At 37.7% G+C, this 18,167-nt stretch carries 18 protein-coding genes and 1 other RNA gene; 9 read left to right on the top strand and 10 right to left on the bottom strand.

Annotated features, from left to right (window positions below; genetic code table 11):
• Positions 1-4 precede the first annotated feature (4 nt).
• Both xseB and mutL read left to right on the top strand, forming a co-directional pair.
• The gene (gene xseB, locus Q0H92_RS08750) at positions 5-304 is read left to right on the top strand and encodes an exodeoxyribonuclease VII small subunit (RefSeq protein ID WP_296013854.1); all 300 of its coding nucleotides are present in this window, start codon (positions 5-7) and stop codon (positions 302-304) included.
• Positions 301-2,136, top strand: coding sequence for a DNA mismatch repair endonuclease MutL (gene mutL / locus Q0H92_RS08745; RefSeq protein WP_296013850.1), 1,836 nt, complete (start codon positions 301-303; stop codon positions 2,134-2,136). The genes xseB and mutL overlap by 4 nt, the downstream gene beginning before the upstream one ends.
• Before the next feature lie 20 nt (positions 2,137-2,156).
• Here mutL and Q0H92_RS08740 read toward each other — a convergent pair whose 3' ends face one another.
• On the bottom strand, positions 2,157-5,492 hold the full coding sequence (locus Q0H92_RS08740) for a tetratricopeptide repeat protein (protein ID WP_296013847.1): 3,336 nt from the start codon (positions 5,490-5,492) through the stop codon (positions 2,157-2,159).
• Positions 5,467-6,540, bottom strand: coding sequence for a hypothetical protein (locus Q0H92_RS08735; protein WP_296013843.1), 1,074 nt, complete (start codon positions 6,538-6,540; stop codon positions 5,467-5,469). The genes Q0H92_RS08740 and Q0H92_RS08735 overlap by 26 nt, the downstream gene beginning before the upstream one ends.
• Positions 6,541-6,675: 135 nt before the next feature.
• Between Q0H92_RS08735 and Q0H92_RS08730 the strand changes: the two genes are divergently transcribed.
• From Q0H92_RS08730 to ssrA, 7 genes are all read left to right on the top strand, one after another.
• The gene (locus Q0H92_RS08730; protein WP_296013839.1) at positions 6,676-8,049 is read left to right on the top strand and encodes a tetratricopeptide repeat protein; all 1,374 of its coding nucleotides are present in this window, start codon (positions 6,676-6,678) and stop codon (positions 8,047-8,049) included.
• Positions 8,046-8,816, top strand: a complete 771-nt coding sequence (locus Q0H92_RS08725) for a metallophosphoesterase family protein (protein WP_296013838.1) — start codon at positions 8,046-8,048, stop codon at positions 8,814-8,816. The genes Q0H92_RS08730 and Q0H92_RS08725 overlap by 4 nt, the downstream gene beginning before the upstream one ends.
• Positions 8,782-9,717 carry a transcriptional regulator gene (locus Q0H92_RS08720; RefSeq protein WP_296013837.1) on the top strand — a complete coding sequence of 312 codons (936 nt, stop codon included), beginning with the start codon at positions 8,782-8,784 and terminating at the stop codon, positions 9,715-9,717. Before Q0H92_RS08725 ends, Q0H92_RS08720 begins: the two co-directional genes overlap by 35 nt.
• A gap of 157 nt (positions 9,718-9,874) precedes the next feature.
• Entirely contained in the window at positions 9,875-11,602 is a 1,728-nt protein-coding gene (locus tag Q0H92_RS08715; RefSeq protein ID WP_296013836.1) for a GAF domain-containing SpoIIE family protein phosphatase, read from the top strand.
• Between the two features lie 28 nt (positions 11,603-11,630).
• Positions 11,631-11,969 carry an anti-sigma factor antagonist gene (locus tag Q0H92_RS08710; RefSeq protein ID WP_013701365.1) on the top strand — a complete coding sequence of 113 codons (339 nt, stop codon included), beginning with the start codon at positions 11,631-11,633 and terminating at the stop codon, positions 11,967-11,969.
• Between the two features lie 12 nt (positions 11,970-11,981).
• The gene (locus Q0H92_RS08705) at positions 11,982-12,533 is read left to right on the top strand and encodes an ATP-binding protein (protein WP_294015245.1); all 552 of its coding nucleotides are present in this window, start codon (positions 11,982-11,984) and stop codon (positions 12,531-12,533) included.
• Between the two features lie 51 nt (positions 12,534-12,584).
• Positions 12,585-12,952, top strand: a transfer-messenger RNA (tmRNA) gene (ssrA, locus tag Q0H92_RS08700).
• Positions 12,953-12,988: 36 nt separating this feature from the next.
• Here ssrA and Q0H92_RS08695 read toward each other — a convergent pair.
• From Q0H92_RS08695 to Q0H92_RS08660, 8 genes are read right to left on the bottom strand one after another with little or no spacing between them, the layout of a single operon-like run.
• Complete coding sequence (locus Q0H92_RS08695; RefSeq protein ID WP_296013835.1) at positions 12,989-13,318, bottom strand: helix-turn-helix transcriptional regulator; 330 nt, start codon at positions 13,316-13,318, stop codon at positions 12,989-12,991.
• Entirely contained in the window at positions 13,305-13,691 is a 387-nt protein-coding gene (locus Q0H92_RS08690) for a hypothetical protein (RefSeq protein WP_296013834.1), read from the bottom strand. The genes Q0H92_RS08695 and Q0H92_RS08690 overlap by 14 nt, the downstream gene beginning before the upstream one ends.
• Positions 13,688-14,104, bottom strand: a complete 417-nt coding sequence (locus Q0H92_RS08685) for an NUDIX domain-containing protein (RefSeq protein WP_296013833.1) — start codon at positions 14,102-14,104, stop codon at positions 13,688-13,690. The genes Q0H92_RS08690 and Q0H92_RS08685 overlap by 4 nt, the downstream gene beginning before the upstream one ends.
• An 8-nt stretch (positions 14,105-14,112) precedes the next feature.
• Entirely contained in the window at positions 14,113-14,553 is a 441-nt protein-coding gene (locus Q0H92_RS08680; RefSeq protein ID WP_296013832.1) for a hypothetical protein, read from the bottom strand.
• Positions 14,554-14,607: 54 nt separating this feature from the next.
• Positions 14,608-15,174 carry a hypothetical protein gene (locus Q0H92_RS08675; RefSeq protein ID WP_296013830.1) on the bottom strand — a complete coding sequence of 189 codons (567 nt, stop codon included), beginning with the start codon at positions 15,172-15,174 and terminating at the stop codon, positions 14,608-14,610.
• Positions 15,175-15,188: 14 nt separating this feature from the next.
• Positions 15,189-16,403, bottom strand: a complete 1,215-nt coding sequence (locus Q0H92_RS08670; RefSeq protein WP_296013829.1) for a hypothetical protein — start codon at positions 16,401-16,403, stop codon at positions 15,189-15,191.
• Between the two features lie 50 nt (positions 16,404-16,453).
• Positions 16,454-17,239: a tRNA pseudouridine(38-40) synthase TruA gene (truA, locus tag Q0H92_RS08665; RefSeq protein WP_296013828.1), complete on the bottom strand. Its 786-nt coding sequence runs from the start codon at positions 17,237-17,239 to the stop codon at positions 16,454-16,456.
• Positions 17,232-18,140 carry a DUF2225 domain-containing protein gene (locus tag Q0H92_RS08660; RefSeq protein WP_296013827.1) on the bottom strand — a complete coding sequence of 303 codons (909 nt, stop codon included), beginning with the start codon at positions 18,138-18,140 and terminating at the stop codon, positions 17,232-17,234. The genes truA and Q0H92_RS08660 overlap by 8 nt, the downstream gene beginning before the upstream one ends.
• Positions 18,141-18,167: the final 27 nt, after the last annotated feature.

Below are 18,167 nucleotides of genomic sequence, written 5' to 3'. Positions count from 1 at the left end.
TAAAATGACAAACTTTGAAGAAAAACTAAAAAGACTCGAAGAGCTTTCAGCTTCCATAAAAAAAAGCGACATCAGCCTGGAAGATGCGCTCAAAGATTTTGAAGAAGGAATAAAGCTTGCAAAATCCATGGAAAAATCTCTTGATGAAATGGAAAGCAAAATTCAAATATTAATGAACAATCCTGATGTTTCAGAAGAAGATGAAAAATCCGCGCAAGGAAAAAAGCAAAAGTCAAAAACTGAAAACGCTCCTGTGCTCGGTCTTTTTGATGAATCTTCTGAAATCACAGGAACGAGAGCATGATAGAACAAAGACGCGTAAAAATTCTCAATGCAGAAGTTGCAAGAAAAATTGCCGCTGGGGAAGTCATAGACAAACCATGCGCTATTGTCCGCGAATTTATGGACAATGCAGTTGACAGCGGCGCAACAAGAATCAGAGTTGAAATTTCTAGCGGCGGAATTGAAAAAGTCAGAGTCATAGACAATGGCTGCGGAATGTCAAAAGAAGATTTGATTCAATGCGCACATCCACATGCAACAAGCAAAATTTCAACAGAAACAGATTTGCTTAGTCTTTCAACTTTAGGATTCAGAGGCGAAGCGCTTTCTTCAATTGCAGCAGTTAGCCGTTTGGAAATAAAAAGCGGCGGCTGGAAAATGAACGCTTCTGTAACGGAAGATCACATTATAGAGCCGTGCGCTTCAACAGAAGGAACAATAGCGCAGTCATCAGGTCTTTTTGAAAATTTTCCTGCCAGAAGACAGTTTTTAAAAAGACCTGCTTCAGAAGGAATTCAGTGCAGAACAATTTTTGAAGAAAAAATTCTTCCACGGCCTGACATTGCCTTTACTTTTGTAAATGACGGCGAAGAAAAACTTTTACTTCCCGCAGGACAATCCTTAAAAGAAAGATTCGTTCAGACAAATGAATTTTTTGAAAGCAGCGATTTATTTTATGAGTTGAAGCATGAAGACTCTGAAAAAAATTTTTCATTTACGCTGATTATTGGAGAGCCTTCTGTTGCAAGAACTTCCCGAAAAGATATTTTCATTTACGTGAACGGAAGAAAAATTCAAGAATATTCTCTTGTGCAAGCCATTGTCTACGGAACACAGGGATATTTTCCAAACGGAACTTTTCCAGTCGCCTGTCTTTTTGTAGAAATGAATCCTGCGCTTGTAGACTTCAACATTCATCCTGCAAAACGTGAAGCTAGATTCAAAGACATAAATGCGCTTCACCATGCAGTAAGCTCAACAACAAGAAATTTTTTCAAGCAGTATACTGTAAAATCAATGCTTGTTCAAAATGCAGAAGATAAAACAGAAGACGCGCTTTCAAATGAATTTTCTTTTAATTCTAGCACTGAAAAAAATAATTTTGTTGAAGAAAATTTTTCTCATCAAAATAATATTCCAAAAATAAATTCAATTTATTCTGATGTAAAGCGCGGAAATCCTAGGACAAATTTTTCATCAGGCGGAACAAGACAATCTTTCTTTAAAACAAAAACTTCGCAAGATTTTTTTCATCCGACGAAACCGAATTACGTTCCAGAAATCAGCAGCGAAAATTTTTCAGAATATGAAAAAGGATTTCATTTTGCAGGCTGTGTTCTTGGAACTTTTATCATTGCAGAAAAAAATGAAACACTTTATATAATCGATCAGCACGCCGCCCACGAAAGAATGATTTATAATCAAATCATGGCAGAGGCAGGACAAAAACAATCGCTTCTAGTTCCATACATTGTGCAGACAGATTCCGCCGCTGATGACAATTTTATCCGCGCAATAAAAGACAAACTTGAAGAAGCCGGATTTTCATGCAAAGACTGCGGAAATGGAAAATGGGAATTTTCAACAGTTCCAATAAGATGGAAAGGCACAGAAGCAGATTTAAAAAAAGATGTGCTTGACCGGCGGGTAAATCCTGCGGACATGATAAATGCAGTTGCCGCATCCACAGCATGCAGAAGCGCAGTTATGGACGGAACAGTTCTAGATGAAGAGACTGCAAAAAAAATTGCAAAAGGCGCACTTGAATTGCCAGATCCGCACTGCCCGCACGGACGGCCTGTATACACAACGATTACAAGACAGCAACTTTTTGCGCTTGTAAAGCGGACATAAAGTCCGCTCTAAAAAACAAATCACTGCAACTCAGCAAGCAATCCGTTTACTTCTGAAGTTTTAAAATCAGGAGCCTTGGATTGCAAGTAAAGCAAATATTTTTCCGCGCCATTTCCATCGCCTTGAGCAAGACAGACTTTTGCAAGCTCAAAAAATAAAGCCCATTCACTCTGCTGCTTTTTTACAAGTTCTTCATAAACAGCCCTTGCATTTTTATAATCTTTTGCAGACGTATATGACTTTGCAAGATTTTCTTTTACTGTCAGATTTTCAGGTTCTATGTCCAAAGCATTTTTATAAAATTTAACAGAGTTTGCAAAATCACCAGTATCTCTATAGGCGCTTCCAAGATTATTGTTCACTTCAAAATTCTTAGAATCATTTTTGTAAGCTTTCAGCAAAAGCGCAATCGCAGTATCAGGTTGATTTTTTGAAAGAAGAATCATTCCTAAATTTGTATTTGCTTTTACATGATTTGAATCAAGCTTTAAAGTTTCCTGATAAAATTTTATGCCTTCAGTTTCATTTCCTAATTCTTGATTTAAAAGTCCTAGGTTATATGAAATATTTGCTTTTACTTCCGGTGAAGTTTTTTCTTTATTATCATAAGCCTTTTTTGCAAAATCAAACGCCTCGTTCTTTTTTTCCTGTGCAAACATCACAGTAGAAAGGTTGTAATAAGTAAGCGCATTTTTTTCCGCAGTAGAATCAGGACAAGAAAGAGCCTTTAAAAAATTTTGTTCCGCAAGATTATAATTTTTTAATTCTGAATAGCAAGAACCAAGTTCCTGATAAGTTTGCGCTCTTGACGGATTTATTTTTACAGCTTCTGAATATGATTTCACAGCTTCTGAATAATTTTTTTCTTCAGCCAAAATATGACCTGCGCCCATAAATGCGTTTTCATAATCAGGTTTTATTTTTATTGCATTTCTGTACGAAGCAAGAGCCTCTTTATTTTTTCCGAGCTTTTCACAAACAAAACCAGAATTATAATGAGCAGGCGCAAAGTTTCCATTTATCTTTATTGAAGTCTGGAAAGCTGCAAGCGAATCATTATATTTTTTCTGCATCGCAAGAACTCTTCCAAGCTGATAAAAGTAAGTGCTGTTGCCAGGATCTTTTTTTGTGGCGTTGCGTAAAAAATTTTCTGCGGAAGCATAATTATGTTTTTCGAGAGCATCCATTCCAAGAATAAACATAACGTTAGGTTCTTCTTTAGATTTTTCAAAGGATTTTTCTGCAAATTTCACAGCTTCATCATGAAGGAATTTCTTTTCAGTTCCAGATTTTTTTTCAGAACTGTCAAACAAAGCTGTTGCTGCTTCTCCAAGTTTTTTTCCAGCAAAAGTATTTTCTTCGGCAGGAAGATTTTTTTCAGCATTATAAAATTCTGCAACCGCCTCTTTATTTTTATTTTCAGACAAGAGCTGCTTTCCATGTGAAATATAATTTTCAACAAGCTGCTTTTGGCGTGCAATCGCAGCCTCTTTTGCCTTTTGTTCTGCGAGGGCTTTCTCCTTCGTCTTTTTTTCAGCTTCTGCTTTTTTAGCCGCAGCTTCTCTTGCCAATTTTTCTTCTTGAGCTTTCTTTGCGGCGGCAGCCTTTTTTTGTCTTTCTAACTCCAAGGCTTTTTGTTCTTTTGCTTTTTGTTCTTCAAGAGCTTTTCTTTCAGCTTCTTTTTTTGCATCTTGAATTTTCTGCTCTTCTATTTCACGTTTGTTTTTTGCTTCATTTCTATGACGAAGAATTTCCTCTTCAGAAAGAATTGGATTTCCGTTTTCATCAAAACCAAATTCGCCTAAATCAATTCCAGCCTGCTTTGCTTTTTCCACAGCTTCTTTTTTCAGAGCATTTATTTTATCTTGATTTTTTTCATTTGGATTTAAACTGTTCAATAGAATAAGAGCTTCTTCAAATTTTCCTTCGTCAATAAGTTTTTGTGCAAGCGCAAGTTTTTCTTCGTCAGAAAGATTTTCAGCGGACTGCAAAACCTGTGCTTGTTTTTTCATGCGCTCAATTTTATTTTTCAGCATATCAGAAATTTCATCATCGCCATCGATAGAAATTGCATTCAAAAGTTCAAGTGCATCTGAAAAATTTCCATCATCAATCATCTGTTGAATCAAAGACAAAAGCTCTGAAGTTTTTCCATTTGCAACAGCTTTATCAACAGCGGATTTTTTCAAACTGTCCAGTTTTTCTTTTAAGGAACTTCCCGGCTCTGTTTTTATTGCGTTTAAAATTTTCAACGCAGATTCAACTTCGTCATTGTCAATAAGCGACTGAATAAAATCCAAGATTTCCTGCTCACGTCCATTTTCCAAAGCCTTTGAAAAAGCTTCATTTATTAAAGCAGAAATTTTATTTCTAAGATCTTTTGCAGCCTCGCTGTTTCCCGAAGCATCAATTTCCAAAAGAATTTTTAAAGCTTCTTCATAATTGCCCTGCTCAATCAGTTTTTGAGCCAATGCAAGTTTTTCTTCAACGCTCAATTCAGAAACAACATTATCTTTAGAGCCAAAAAAATTTTGATTATTTAAAACAAAAAATCCGCCGCCAGCTAAAACAGCAAGCAAGAAAATCAGCAAAGCCGCTATTTTTTTATTTGATTTTTTATCTTTTGTTTTTTCAGGCTCAACATTTTTTTGCGCTGATTTTTTTTCAACTGTAAAACTTGAAGCCAAAATCTGTTCGGTCTTTTTTATTGCAACTCCAGTTTCTTCTTTTTTTTCAGGAAGAGAATTTTTTGGAGGCAAGCTAGAAGCGGCAACAGTTTTTTGCAAAGGAACTTTCTGTGCTTCCAATTTTTTTTCTTCTGTCAAAATTTTTGGCTCAACAGTTTTCTTCGCGACAGCAGTTTTCGCAACTGAAGCAGTTTTTGTTTTTTCTGAAGCAACGGAACTTTTTCTTGCCACAGGCTTTTTTTCAGCAGAAGAAGCCGCAGTTTTTCTTGAAGTCGATTTTGTTTCCGCAGAGGAAACAGATATTTTTTTTGTTTCTGGCGAAGATGATTTTTTTTCGGCAGAAACTTTTTTCACAGCGGCAACTTTAGGTTCAGCTGATTTTGCAGAAGCAGAAGAAGCTCTTACAGCTTTTGATTTTTCTAAAAGCCCGGACGTTTTTTTTACAGCAGAAGTTTTCGATTCGACTGTTTTTTTTGAAACGGCAGTTTTGGCAGCAGAACTTTTTGCAGCCGCAGTCGTATTTGTTTTTTCCGAAGAAGCTGAAACTTTTCTTGCCGCAGGCTTTTTTTCCGCAGAAGAAGCCGCAGTTTTTCTTGCAGTTGAAGTTTTTTTTACCGCAGCAGTTTTTTCTTTATCTAAATCTTTATTCGAGTTCTGATTCGTAGCCATAGTCAACCGTTCCTTCTGCACCAGCAGTCATATTTGATGTTTCTGAATTCTGCAGCGAAGCCGCCACATCTTCAAGCAATTTTCTTCTTCTTGCGGCATCTTCTTCCGCTTTTTTTGCAGCCTCTTCTCTTTGAGCTTTTAAAGCCGCTTCCTGATAAGCCTTTTGCTCTTGAAGCATTCGCTCAATTTCTGCGCGCTGCTGTTCAAGCCTAGATTCCTGTTCCGCCATCTTCGCCTCAAGTTCCGCAGCTTTTTCTTCATCTCTGGCTTTCTTTTCTGCGGCGGCCTGTTCTTCAACAAGCTGTTTTTCCTTTGAAATCCGCTCAATTTCCGCACGTTGCTGCTCAAGAAGTGCCTGCTGCTCAGCCATTTTCGCTTCCAATTCCGCAGCCTTGTCTTTTTCATCCTGAATCTGCTTTTGAGCCGCGGCCTGTTGCTCTGCAAGAATCTGCTGTTCCTGCGCCGCCTGAATCAAAGCCGCTTCTTCCTTTAAACGTTTTTGCTCTTCTTCCGCTTTTTTAAAGCCTTCAAGCAGAGAAATCAGCTGCTCAATTTCCGGCTTTTGCCTGTCATTCGGCGACAAATCAAGATAAAGCTTGTAATCCTCAAGACTCGCAATATATTTTTCCTGCTTAAGCTCAGCATTTGCGCGGTTTAAAACTGGCGGAGCATAAAGCCTGTTCGCGGCAATTGCAAGAGAATACCATTTTTCCGCTGAATAAAAATCTTCCATTGCGAAGCAGACATTTCCGGCGTTAAAAGCAAGAACTTTTTTGTCCGTTCCAGAAACTTTCATTCCTTCCGTGCAAACTTCAAGACTTTCCTTTAAAAGTCCCATTTTTTCGTAGCAAAGCGCAAGGTAATTGTAAGCCTTCGGAAATTTTCCAGTACTGATGGCTGATTTCAAAAACGGAACAGCTTCTTCAACACGGTTTTCCTTGAACAGATTTTCACCTTGCAAAAAATCATCATTCTGCGCAAAAGCACTGAACGCAAAAATCAAAAAAGAGAAACAAAAAAATTTCTTAAATTTTATATAAATAGACATCATTTTATTATCTGTAGATTTCAGCAAATTTCTTAGGAAAACAGCAAAATTTTTAAGTCTTCCATATAAATTGACATATTCAGCGAAAAAAGGTAACCTTTTTAACAAAAAACTAAACAAACAGGCGGAATTTCAATGGGCTCACTGACATCTGTAATTATAATAGGTGTTTTAATCGCATTTGTCGCTACAGCGTTGATTTTTATAGTAAAAAATATCATAACTCCTTCAAAAATTGACGGAATTCCAAAACTTATAAAGGACGGAAGATTTCAGGCTGCCCAAAGATGCGCAAAGTCCGTTATTTCAAAAAATCCGCGGAATTATCTGGCTCACTATTTTTTGGGAAAAGCCTATCTAAAAGACGGAAAACCAGAACTTGCCTTTATTGAATACAAAACTGTAAACCAAAACGCGCTTTTTAACGGAGAAATTCCAGAAGCTGAATTCCGAAAAGAAATGGCGGAACTTTACAAACGGTTCAATCAGCCTGACGAAGCCTTAAAAGAATATCTTTTGCTGACAAAACTTGAGCCGAACAATCCCGAAAACACATTTAAAGCCGCGGAAATTCTTGAAACTCAGGGAAATGCCAAGCTTGCGATGGGATTTTATCAAAAAACCATTCTTCTAAACAAACGGAATCCCAAGGCCTACACTTCAATCGGGCGGCTTCTTCTTAGAGCAAAAAATTACACGCAGGCAAAGCAAGCCTTGGAAACTTCAATAAAGCTGAATCCGGAATCTTACGAAAACTATTATTATCTTGGAAAAGTCTGCAAGGAAAACAAAGATTTGTCCACAGCCGTAAAACTTCTGGAAAAAGCTGAACGCTCGCAGGAATACAGGCAAAAAGCTCTTGTGGAAAAAGGAACTTGCCTTATGATGGCGGAACAGCTTGAAAAAGCAACAGATGCATTCGAACGTGCAGTTTCAAACGCAAAAGTTCCAAATTCGCAGGAAACTTTGTACGCAAGATATTTCCTCGGAATCTGCTACGAAAAAAGCAGGAAAATTGAAAAAGCAATCGAACAGTGGGAAACCGTCTACAAATGCAACAGCAAATTCAAGGATGTGGCATCAAAATTAAATCAGTATAAAGAACTTGAAACAAACGACGGAATAAAAGAATATTTAACAGCGAACAACCAGCAGTTCATGGAGCTTTGCAAAAAAATTCTATTGGCAGGATACAATCTTCAAAGCCAAAAAACTGATTTTACTCCTTACGGCTGCCAAATTCTTGCCACAGAAAAAAAGCAGGAAGCATTCTTAAACGCAAAGCAGCAGTTTTTCCTTGCGCAGTTCTACCGTTCCACAGATACAATAGAAGAAACTCCAGTTAGAAAACTCGCTGACACAATAAAAACAAAAGGCTATGTAAAAGGGCTTCTTTTTGCAAGCTCTGATTTTTCACACGCAGCACAAGTTTTTGCAGACAGCCGTCCGCTTGCCCTAATATCCAAAGACACTCTTGAATCGCTTTTCAGAAAGGCTGGCATTCAATGAAATTTCTTTGCGTTTCCGACCAAATCGACCCTTTAGTCTACTCTTCCACAGTAAAAGAAAGATACGGAGATGTTGACGCTGTTTTTTGCGCCGGAGACCTTTCCATGGAATACGTTGATTTTATAGTAGACGCCTTGGGAAAACCGACTTTTTTCGTCTTCGGAAACCATGATTTAAAAGAATACAAATATTACAAAAATAAAATGTTTTCTGATTCGTTGTTTTCAGGCTCAGTGTTCAAATTTGAAGGAACTGGAGTTGAACACGCGCACGGAGCAGACTACGCAAGCAACAAAAATATCAGATGCAAAAATCTTACATTTAAAACTCCAGACGGAAAAACAACGCCGCTTCTTATTTCCGGAGTTACAGGAAGCATAAGATACAACAACGGCCAGGCTCAGTTCACGGACAAGCAGATGAAAAGGCAGCTTGTGGCAATGATTCCGGGCTTGATTTGGAACAAAATTCGATACGGAAGATACTGCGACATTTTTTTAACGCACGCATCTCCAAGACACATACATGACAAAGAAGACCAGTGCCACAAAGGATTTGACTGTTTTAACTGGTTTATCAAAAAATTTTCACCGGGGCTTATGATTCACGGTCATATACATTTGTACGACCTTCAGGCTACAAGATGCACTGTATCAGAAAACACAACAGTCATAAACGCATACAGCCACATCGTAGTCGAATTCGAGCCGAACCTAAAAAAAGGAGCAAATTTTGGAGCAGACGTTTCTATCCTCGCAGACAGATGAAGATTTTTCAAAAGCGCGAAACAAAGCCTTTTTCAACGAAATTCAGCATCTTTTGAATCCAGAGGAAGCAAAGCTTATTTCATTTACCGACATAAAAAAAATGCTCAAGCCAAGCAACGAAGTTTACAAAGGAATGCAAGTTGTTCCAATCAAGCTGATTGTTGGCAGCGAAGGACGCTACAAAGACTTTGACAATCATTTCTTACCAAAAAACAATTTTCTAAAATCCCGCTGGGAACACGTTGACATGGCGCATTATCAGGACATCACGCTTCCGCCAGTAAGCCTTTACGAGCTTGGAGGACTTTATTTTGTAAGAGACGGAAATCACCGCGTTTCTGTTGCAAAAATGAAAGGCATAGAAAATATCGACGCTGAAGTTGTAAGCCTTCAAAGTGAAATCAAGCTTAAGCCTGGAAGCACAAAAGAGCAGATGGAAAAGCAGGTAATCGAATACGAAAAGCGTGTTTTTTACACGGAAACCTGTTTTGGCGATATAACTGACTACTGGTGCCTGAATTTCAGCACGCCCGGCCAGTACGATCTTATTTACAACCACATTCTCTGCCATAAATACTACATAAATTCCGGAAAAAAAGAAGAAGTTTCTATGGAAGAAGCGATTCTTTCCTGGTTCAACAACGTTTATCTTCCCGTAATCAGGGCAATCGAAAGCCGCAAAATCCTAAAAAGCTTCAAAGGTAGAACTTTGTCCGACCTTTACGTTTTTCTTATAAAATACTGGGACGAATTGAAGCAGCGGTTCGGAAACGACTTTCCGCTTGAAGACGCCGCAGAGGATTTTTCAAAAAAATACAAAAAAATTTCCCTTTACCGGCGGATTAAAAATTTCCTTGCAAGGTCAAAGATGAAAAAAGACTTAAAAAACAACTCGCAATAAACTTATTTTGCAGATTTTTGACTGTTAATTTTGCGGTTTTGTGCCGATAATATTTAATGAAAAACTTGACGGTACAATATTTCAATGTTACAATAATAAAAATGCTTTGCGGTTTATTTTTATATTCGGCAAAAGATTTAAAATTATTTAGTTAAAATTGAAAGTTGTACAAGGAGCAGACACCTTGATTTTAGATGACAAATTTGCATACATTCCTCTTTTCGCGGTTTCTGTGATTTGCGCATTTTTATTCGTGCTATTTCTTTTAATCCGCAAGAAAAAAACTGCCAGAGTAAGTTTTATAGCTCTTCTTTCAGACTTGATTCTGGGAGCAGGAAGCCTTGTCGCGGCAATAAAGGAAATAACTGGCGAAGGAAATTCTTTTGTATATTTTGCAGTCGCAGCTTCAATCGCAGCGTTAATTTTGATTCCGTACTGCATAATTTTGTATACTTTTGAGCCAAAGAAAATAGAAAAACTCGTTCCGCATTATGTAAATGTAGCGGAAGAAAAATCTTATGCGCAGGCTCTTCAGCAAGTTTCATCTCAGCAGCAAAAATCAATTCAGCCTGATGAAAATGAATCACGCGCACTTGAAATCAGCTATTCATTTGCCGCAAAAGCATCAGAAGCATTTTCTGAGAAAAACGGAATGAACACGCTTCTTGACTACGTAAACAAAACTATAAGAGAAGAAATAAACGCAGACGGCGGCGCAATCCTCATGGTTGACGACTTTGAAGATGTGATTACAGTCCGCTCATTTGACGGAGATTTTCCGCCTCCATACAAGCTTCCAAGCGATATGCCTCACAAGCCTATCCGCATTGCCACAAATTTCAAATTCGCATCGTTTCCGCTTAGAGAAAACATATTTGGCGAAATCGCAACAGCAGGCAAGCCAGAACTCATCACAAAGCCTGAAAATGACGCGAGAATTTATCAGAACGGACCGGAAGAATTCCTTGAATGCGGAAGCTATATAATGATTCCTATAAAAATTCAGGATTCGGTAATTGGCGTTGCGGCATTTGCAAGAACAAAGAAAAATCCTGTTTTTACAGAAGAAAATTTAAAGACTGCGTCAATGATTACAGATTTTGCGGCAACTTCTATAAAGAGCGTTGTTTCTGTAAAAGATATTATAGAACATAACGACCTTATGAAAGAAGCTGAAATCGCTTCAAAGATTCAGGAAATGCTTCATCCTGCAAAACTCCCTGCCCTTCCAGGAATTCAGCTTGGAACAATTTGGAATCCAGAAGAAGGCGTTTGCGGCGACTATTACGATGTAATTGTTTCAAGAAGAGACCGCGTTTCGTTTGTAATGAGCGATGTCGCAGGAAAAGGAATCAACAGCGTAATTGTCATGTCAATGCTCCGTGCAATGATTCGGCTTGTTGTAAATACAAGGAAAACAGCAGGAACAATTCTTGAATGGGTAAACCACGGAATTGCGGCGGAAAGCTTCAGCACAGACCACTTTGCATCATGCGCGCTTATCAACTATGACCCAATTAAAAAGGTCGCTGAAATTGCAACAGGCGGAACAACTCCAGTTTTCTACTACAGCAAGGAAAAAAATGAGATAAAGCAGATTTCAACACCAAGCGAACCAATTGGAGTTGACAAGGAATCTCAATATAAAGACATCTTGCAAGATATTAAAACTGGTGATATTCTTATTACATATACAGACGGACTTGTTGAAGCATTAAACGAGCAGGGAACTCAATATCCTAAAGAATCCTTGCTGAAAATAGTTTCTTCAAATGCAAATTCAACTGGAAAAGACATTGCAAATCTTGTAAAGTCTGATATTAAGAAGTTTATAGGCAACAGTAGTCTTCATGATGACCAGTCGTTGCTAGTAATAAAATTTTAAGTAAATTTGAGCAGTAAGGAGACATCTTATGGAACTTAAAATAAGGAAGAATGGAGAAGTCTACATCATTGATGTAAATGGTGAAATGGACTTGTACAATTCTTACAAACTCAAGGAACTTGTAATGAAGATGCTTGAGAAAAATGTAAAATCGTTTGTAATCAATCTTGAGCAGGTTGATTATATCGACTCGTCTGGAATTGGAGCTCTTATTTACATCTGTTCAACAATCAAAAAGATGAACTTGAAGCTCTATATTTCAAATGTTCACGGTTCTGTAAAAAAAGTTATTGAACTCACCAAGTTGATGGGCTACTTCCCTATTGCAAATAGTGTTGAAGAAGCGTTGCTTATGATTAACGAATAAGAGGTACTTTAAATGGAAGAATTCAAAGAGCTTCGTTCAGATGGCAATGACCCATTATTTGACAAAACAAATATGCTTTACAAGGCATTTCCGTCAAACTTCAGGCAGATTCGCTACTTTACACTTTTGATTGTGCAGTCAGCTCCTCTTGAAATCAAGGAAATAAACCTTCTTGAGCAGCAGATAAGCGAAGTTATTAAAAACGCAGTAAAACATGGAAATAACTGCGATTTAAATAAGCAGGTTCACGTTTGGTATTCTTTTAGCCCGTCCCACGCTCATATCATCGTTGAAGATGAAGGCGAAGGATTTAAGGATTTGGAAAAATGGAATGAATTCAACAAAAAGCGTTTGGATTGTCTTCATAATTCAAATTTTGAAGAACTTTCAAACTATGTTTCATTCCGTACAAAAAAATCTGACGAACAGGACGGCGGAAACGCTCTCTTTGCAGCTTTGGAATACTGGAACGGCGGATTCGTATACAATGACAAGCGTAATGGCGTTGCGATGCTTAAGAGATTCCAGCAGAAACGTCATGGTGTTGCTGTAGACGGAGAATAATTTTTTGATTATATTATAAGAGGTTGAACTTTTCAGCCTCTTATGAAAACCGGGGATGTACCGGTTTCGACAAGCAAGAGAAATCTTGTGTTGCAGGTAGGTGTGAAGGTGCCTTAAACTGACAAAAAAATAACTGCAAAACGTAGAGAAGACGAACAGTCTGAAAACGAACAGTTTGCACTTGCTGCTTAAGCAGTGCCGGAACTTTTAGTATGCTGTTCCTAATGCTGAAATGTTCTGTTGCTGACAGGGACTTGTTGAGCTAATTTCTTGAGGTTAGTTCGAGACTTTTATCAAGATACGGAAGAGACGCCTTTGAAGCCGCTACCTTTTCCCGACAACCACCTCGCTTCAATAAACCTGTAGAGATGCTTGGTTTGCTTGCATGGACGCGGGTTCAACTCCCGTCATCTCCAAAAGCACTTGGAAACTTTTTTAGTTTCGGGTGCTTTTTTTTATTTTCTTACTCTTTTTGCGGATGTAGAAAAACCTTCTTCCGGCGCATCAAAAGCGATTTCAACTCTTTCAATAATATCAAGTTTTAAGAAGTCAAGGTCTTTGGAAAAATCTATAAAAAGCTGATAAGGATGGATTTTTAGAACTTCAACAAGATTTGCCAAATTCTGACGTGAAGGCCACATTTCCCCAGTTTCGTAATTTGAAATTGTAGCAGGAGAAACGTCTATAAGCTCAGCAAGTTTTTCCTGTGAATAATTGCATTTTTGCCTGAAAAACTTTAAATTTCTTGCAAACGTGGCAGCAAGATTTCTTTCAGTTTTTTTCATAAGCTCTTTTTGCAGCCGCCTCTGCCTTCAATTTAGTATCATAAACAGCCACAAGCGAGCCATCTATCCAGCCCTGCTCTACTTTATACCAGACCAAATAATCTTTGCTGGATTTTTTTTCTTCTGGATTGATTACTTGAACTCTTTGTTTTCCGCAGATTAGAAAAATATCTCCGCTTCTTGCATGGAAGCAAATTTCACTTGAAAAATCAGCGGAAACTCTAAAAGCCGCATAAGGAACTGTTACAACAAGCCATTCCTGATCTGGAGCAATAAAAGATTCGTCTTGAAAATTCAAGTCGATTTTTTTTTGAACACAGCCAGAAAAAATTACAGCAAGAAAAACAACAAGAACTGCAAAAAGTTTTTTCATTTTTTCAGTTCCTCAAGAATATAAGATTTTACCTTTGGATAAAGAAGAAGGTCGCTGTCCACAAAATTCAGTTTTTCAACATCTTCAATCGGAATCCAATTATATTCTGTGTGCTCTGTTAAAATATATTTTTTTTCAATTCCATCATGCGGAACAAAAATTCTATATGCATGCAAAAGAACATTTTCTTCGTTATGAACAAAAGAAGTTTCTGCGATTTTTTCTCCAACTTCAACAGTAATTCCGAATTCTTCTTTTATTTCACGGACAACAGCTTCTTTGTCTGTTTCACCCGGCTCAACTTTTCCGCCTGGAAATTCCCAGCGTCCGCCCATTTGACCTGTAGGATTTCTGTGGGCAACAAGAATTTTTCCGTTTAACAAAGCTATACATGCTATGGAAACTTTTGACATAAAAACCTCTACAAAAGCATGACTTGAGGAAATACAAAATGCAATATGCCAGCCGTGATGCAGATAATTCCAATATATTTTCTTGACTCAATAAAAACTTTATAAACCGCAGGAGGAACAGACTCGCTTTCTGAACTGCTGAAAATATAATATTCCAAAAGAATTGAAGCGCCAGAAAGAAAGCCGGCGACAACAGGAAACAAATCGCCAATTACAGGAATATCATTTCTAAAAACAGAAAGAATTTTCATAACTGCTACAAAAACGCACAAAACACCAACAACAAGCCTGAATCCCGGGCTGTCAAAATTCAGTCCGCCAAACGAAATCTTTTGAGCAGCTTCAGAATCATCATCAGAAGACTTTAAGTCAACAAGATTTTTTCCATAAATCAAAATCAGTCCGGCAAGAATATTTAGCAAAACGGAAAGAAAATAAAACTGAGCCATAATTATTCCTCTATAAAAGAATAAATGAAAATTTGAAAATTGTAAATGGTAAATTTATCTATTTGAAATCTTGCATTCCAAAACAGCCGATTCATTTTCATAGATTAAATGGCATTTTACAGAAACCAAATCATAATCGTTGAAAACTGCATAAACCGGCTTTGGAGATTTTGGAGCGAAATTGAAGTCTGTTTCAAATTTATCAGCAACAGAGCCTTCCGCATTCAGGCATTCAAACTGAACTTTTAGCGGAACAGAATCAATGTTTTCTATTTTTTCAAAGTTGGAAAATTCAACAGAAGCATAAACTTTTTCGTCAAATGAAAATGCGGAAAGTTTCGCTGTTATTCCTGCAATTGAATTTTTGTCTGCGCCGCCATTTATAATTCCAAGGACAAAAAACAAGACAATGCACATCACCATTGTGAAAAATGCGATTTTATTTCCTTTTGTTGAAAAAAGAACTTTTATAAGCCCTTTTTTTGGAGCGTTTTTTCCAGTTGCAAGATCACGGTAAATCGCCTGTTCATGCCGGCGGAACGAGCCTCTTTTGTAATGAAAAACTAAATCGTTTTCATCGTAGCGAATTTCAGGCTGATTTTCATCGTCAAAAATTTCCATTTATAATTCCAAAATTAATTTTTTATAACAGCCTGAATCAAAGAATCGATTCGCCACCAGCAAACAGAAGCCTTTTCATTTTTCACAATCAATGCGGAAATAATTCCTTCGCGGCTCAGATTAAAAGAATAATAAAGGCAGGATTCTCTATCAAGTGAAATTTTCCGCTTTAGGATTCTTTGTCCGTTCGACTGAACCATTTGCAGACTAAAACCGTCGTCAGTGCTTACAATAAAATAAAGCCAGCCGCTATCTGTAATTCCCAAGAAATCGTAAGGAATTTCAAAAGTTTCTTTCGAGAATCCTTCGGAAACAGGCTCGTCGTAAGGCGGAACAGTTATAGGAAAATCGTATGAATTATTTTCAACATCAAAAGGATGAATCAGCGTAGTTATATATTCCACGCCAGACTGAACGCGGCTTGACTCGTCGATGTAGCTTGTAAAATAGTCAACTTTTAAATACAACTTGCGCTCTTTGTAATCAGGAACAATATTTTCAAGTGAAAAAAAAGTTTCAGTTTTTTCCTCTGCAAAAGGATTCGGAACATTTTCTTTTTCAATTGGAATTGTGTACATTAAAAATCCGTCCATCGAAAACCAATAGACAACCGCGCCGGATGAAGTCGTGCATAAAACAACAAGCTCATTTTTGTCCGTCGTGAAAATATTTTTTATATACGGAAACGGAGTTCCTCCAGGACCTTGCTGACCAATATAGTTCATGTATTTTTTTGAATCGTCAAACCTTACAATAATCTGGCTCAAAACTTGATTTGTCTTTGGATCTGTTTCCTGACGATTTAATGGAAGCTTGTCAACCGCATAAAGATATTTTCTTGAGTCAACAGCGATTTTTGAAACTTCATTAAATGAATACGGAACTGCCGCTCGCGTAGAATTAATGTCGCTTGTATTTTCAGAAAATGAAGGACGCGGATTTTCCTGCGGATTATAATACAAGGCAAGCAAATCTCCGTAGCTGTTCATTTCCATTATTTTTTTTGATTCGCCGTTCAAAATATAAAAAAATCCATCCTGCATAGAAATTGAAGTGTTGATATTTCCGGCAGAAGCCATATTAAAAACATTAAGCTCGTCTTCAAAAGTTCCGTAATTCAATTCAAAAAGATTTTCTTTTTCTACGGAAGAAACTATTTTTCCTTTTCTGCATCCGCAAAAAACAGAAATAAAAGCAAAAGCAACCAGAAGATTTTTAAAAAATTTCATAGCACAAAAAGAATAAAAGATTTAGCAAATTTCATCAAGAAGCAACGCAATTAAACATGGCGGCGGATTCCATCAAATTTTACTTCCCACAAAAAAAGTCCGGTTGGCGGCGCGGTAATTCCGGCTTTAGTTCTGTCGCGGCTTTCAAGAATTTTTTTAAATTCGTCCGGGCTGCATTTTTTCTGCGCAAGCTGAATAAGAGTGCCTGTAATGGATCTGACCATTTTCCAAAGAAAAGCATTTGCTTCAATTTGAAAAACAAGCAAATCAGTATTTTCCTTGTCCCAGTAAAAAAACGCGTTATCAATATATCTTTTTGTTGAAAGGCTTGAATCTCCAGAAGCTGCAAACGAAGCGCAGTCAATTTCACCGCGAAGACAAGTGCATATTTCATTTAAAGAATCAATTTCCGGGCGGAACGGAATGAACCATCTGTAGCGGCTTTCACTTGCAAGAGGCGGATTTTTTGTCTGGATAAAATATCTGTACAATCTTGAAGTCGCGCAAAATCTTGAGCTGAAATCTTTTTCAACTACACGTGCTTTTAAAATTCTTATGTCCTGCGGAAGAATTCCATTTAAAGCCCGCACATAATTTTCGCAGGGAATTGTATCAATTGGAGATTCAAAATTTGCAGCCTGCCCCACCGCATGAACTCCGCTGTCGGTTCTTCCGCTGCCAGAAAGTTTTACAGGAACTTTCAGCATTTTAAAAAGCGCGTTTTCAATTTCGCCCTGAACTGTGCGGACTGGACTTCCATTGTCAGATTTGTCCTGTCTTTGCCAGCCGCAAAAATCAGTTCCGTCATAAGAAACTGTAAGAAGAATATTAGTCATCTTCGCTGAAAATATTATTAGAAGAAAGCTCGGAAGTCATTTTGTCATAAAGCGATTTTGCAACTTCAAGAAGCGGGCCTGGTTTTGCCTTGCTGGATTTTCCCAATCCGAAAATTCTTGCAATCGCCTTTTTGCTTTCATCAAGTTTTTTCAGCCTAAGTTCTTGATTTTCTCGCTGACCATACTTGTATTCCAAAAGTCCGCTTAAATAAATCACGCCATCGTAGCCATAGTTTTTATCAGTGTCAGGACCAAAGTTTGCAACAGATTCTATTGATTCAATTCGTCCAGTTTCATTAATCAAAGTCTGCTGATAAAAAAACAAAGCCTTTCTGTAAAAAACCTGAGCGATATAACCATAATTATGATCCGGGCAAACTCGTTCAATTTCATTGCAAAGCCAGGCAAGCCGCAAAGAAATTTCAGCGCGCTTAAAAGTCGGAGCGTAAGCAATGTCTGCCTTCTCATAGCAAAGAAGCGCAAGATAATACATTGCAGTTCCGTCGTACAAAGTCCGCTCGTCATTTAAATCGTAATGCGGAAAAATCGCTTCAACTTCTTTTATTCTATGCTGCTCATCCTGCATAATTCTGTCAAAAGTTTCCGGGTCTTTTATGTCCTTGAAATCTTTCCAAAACAAAGCGGTGTGGCAATGAGGACAGCAGCCGATTTCATAAATAAGCGGATAAACTCTTCCGTATTTTTTTGAAGGCTCGTAATTTCTATGAAGCTCGTCAGTAAGATTTCCTGCGATAGTTCTGCCGCCACCTTGATGCATAAGTTCTTGCCTGAATTTTTTGCGGCAGACTGGACACAAAGCATCTTCTTTTGCCCAATAAGAAACCGCGGGCTTTTTTTCAGCTTCTGTTAAAAAAGTTTTTCTATTGAATTGCGTTGCCATTTTTTCCTCCGCAAAATTTATTTTTCA

The organism is uncultured Treponema sp., assembly GCF_934725225.1.
GTDB lineage: Bacteria > Spirochaetota > Spirochaetia > Treponematales > Treponemataceae > Treponema_D.
Note: the sequence above shows the minus strand (reverse complement) of the source record. Positions and strands in the feature narration are given on the sequence as shown.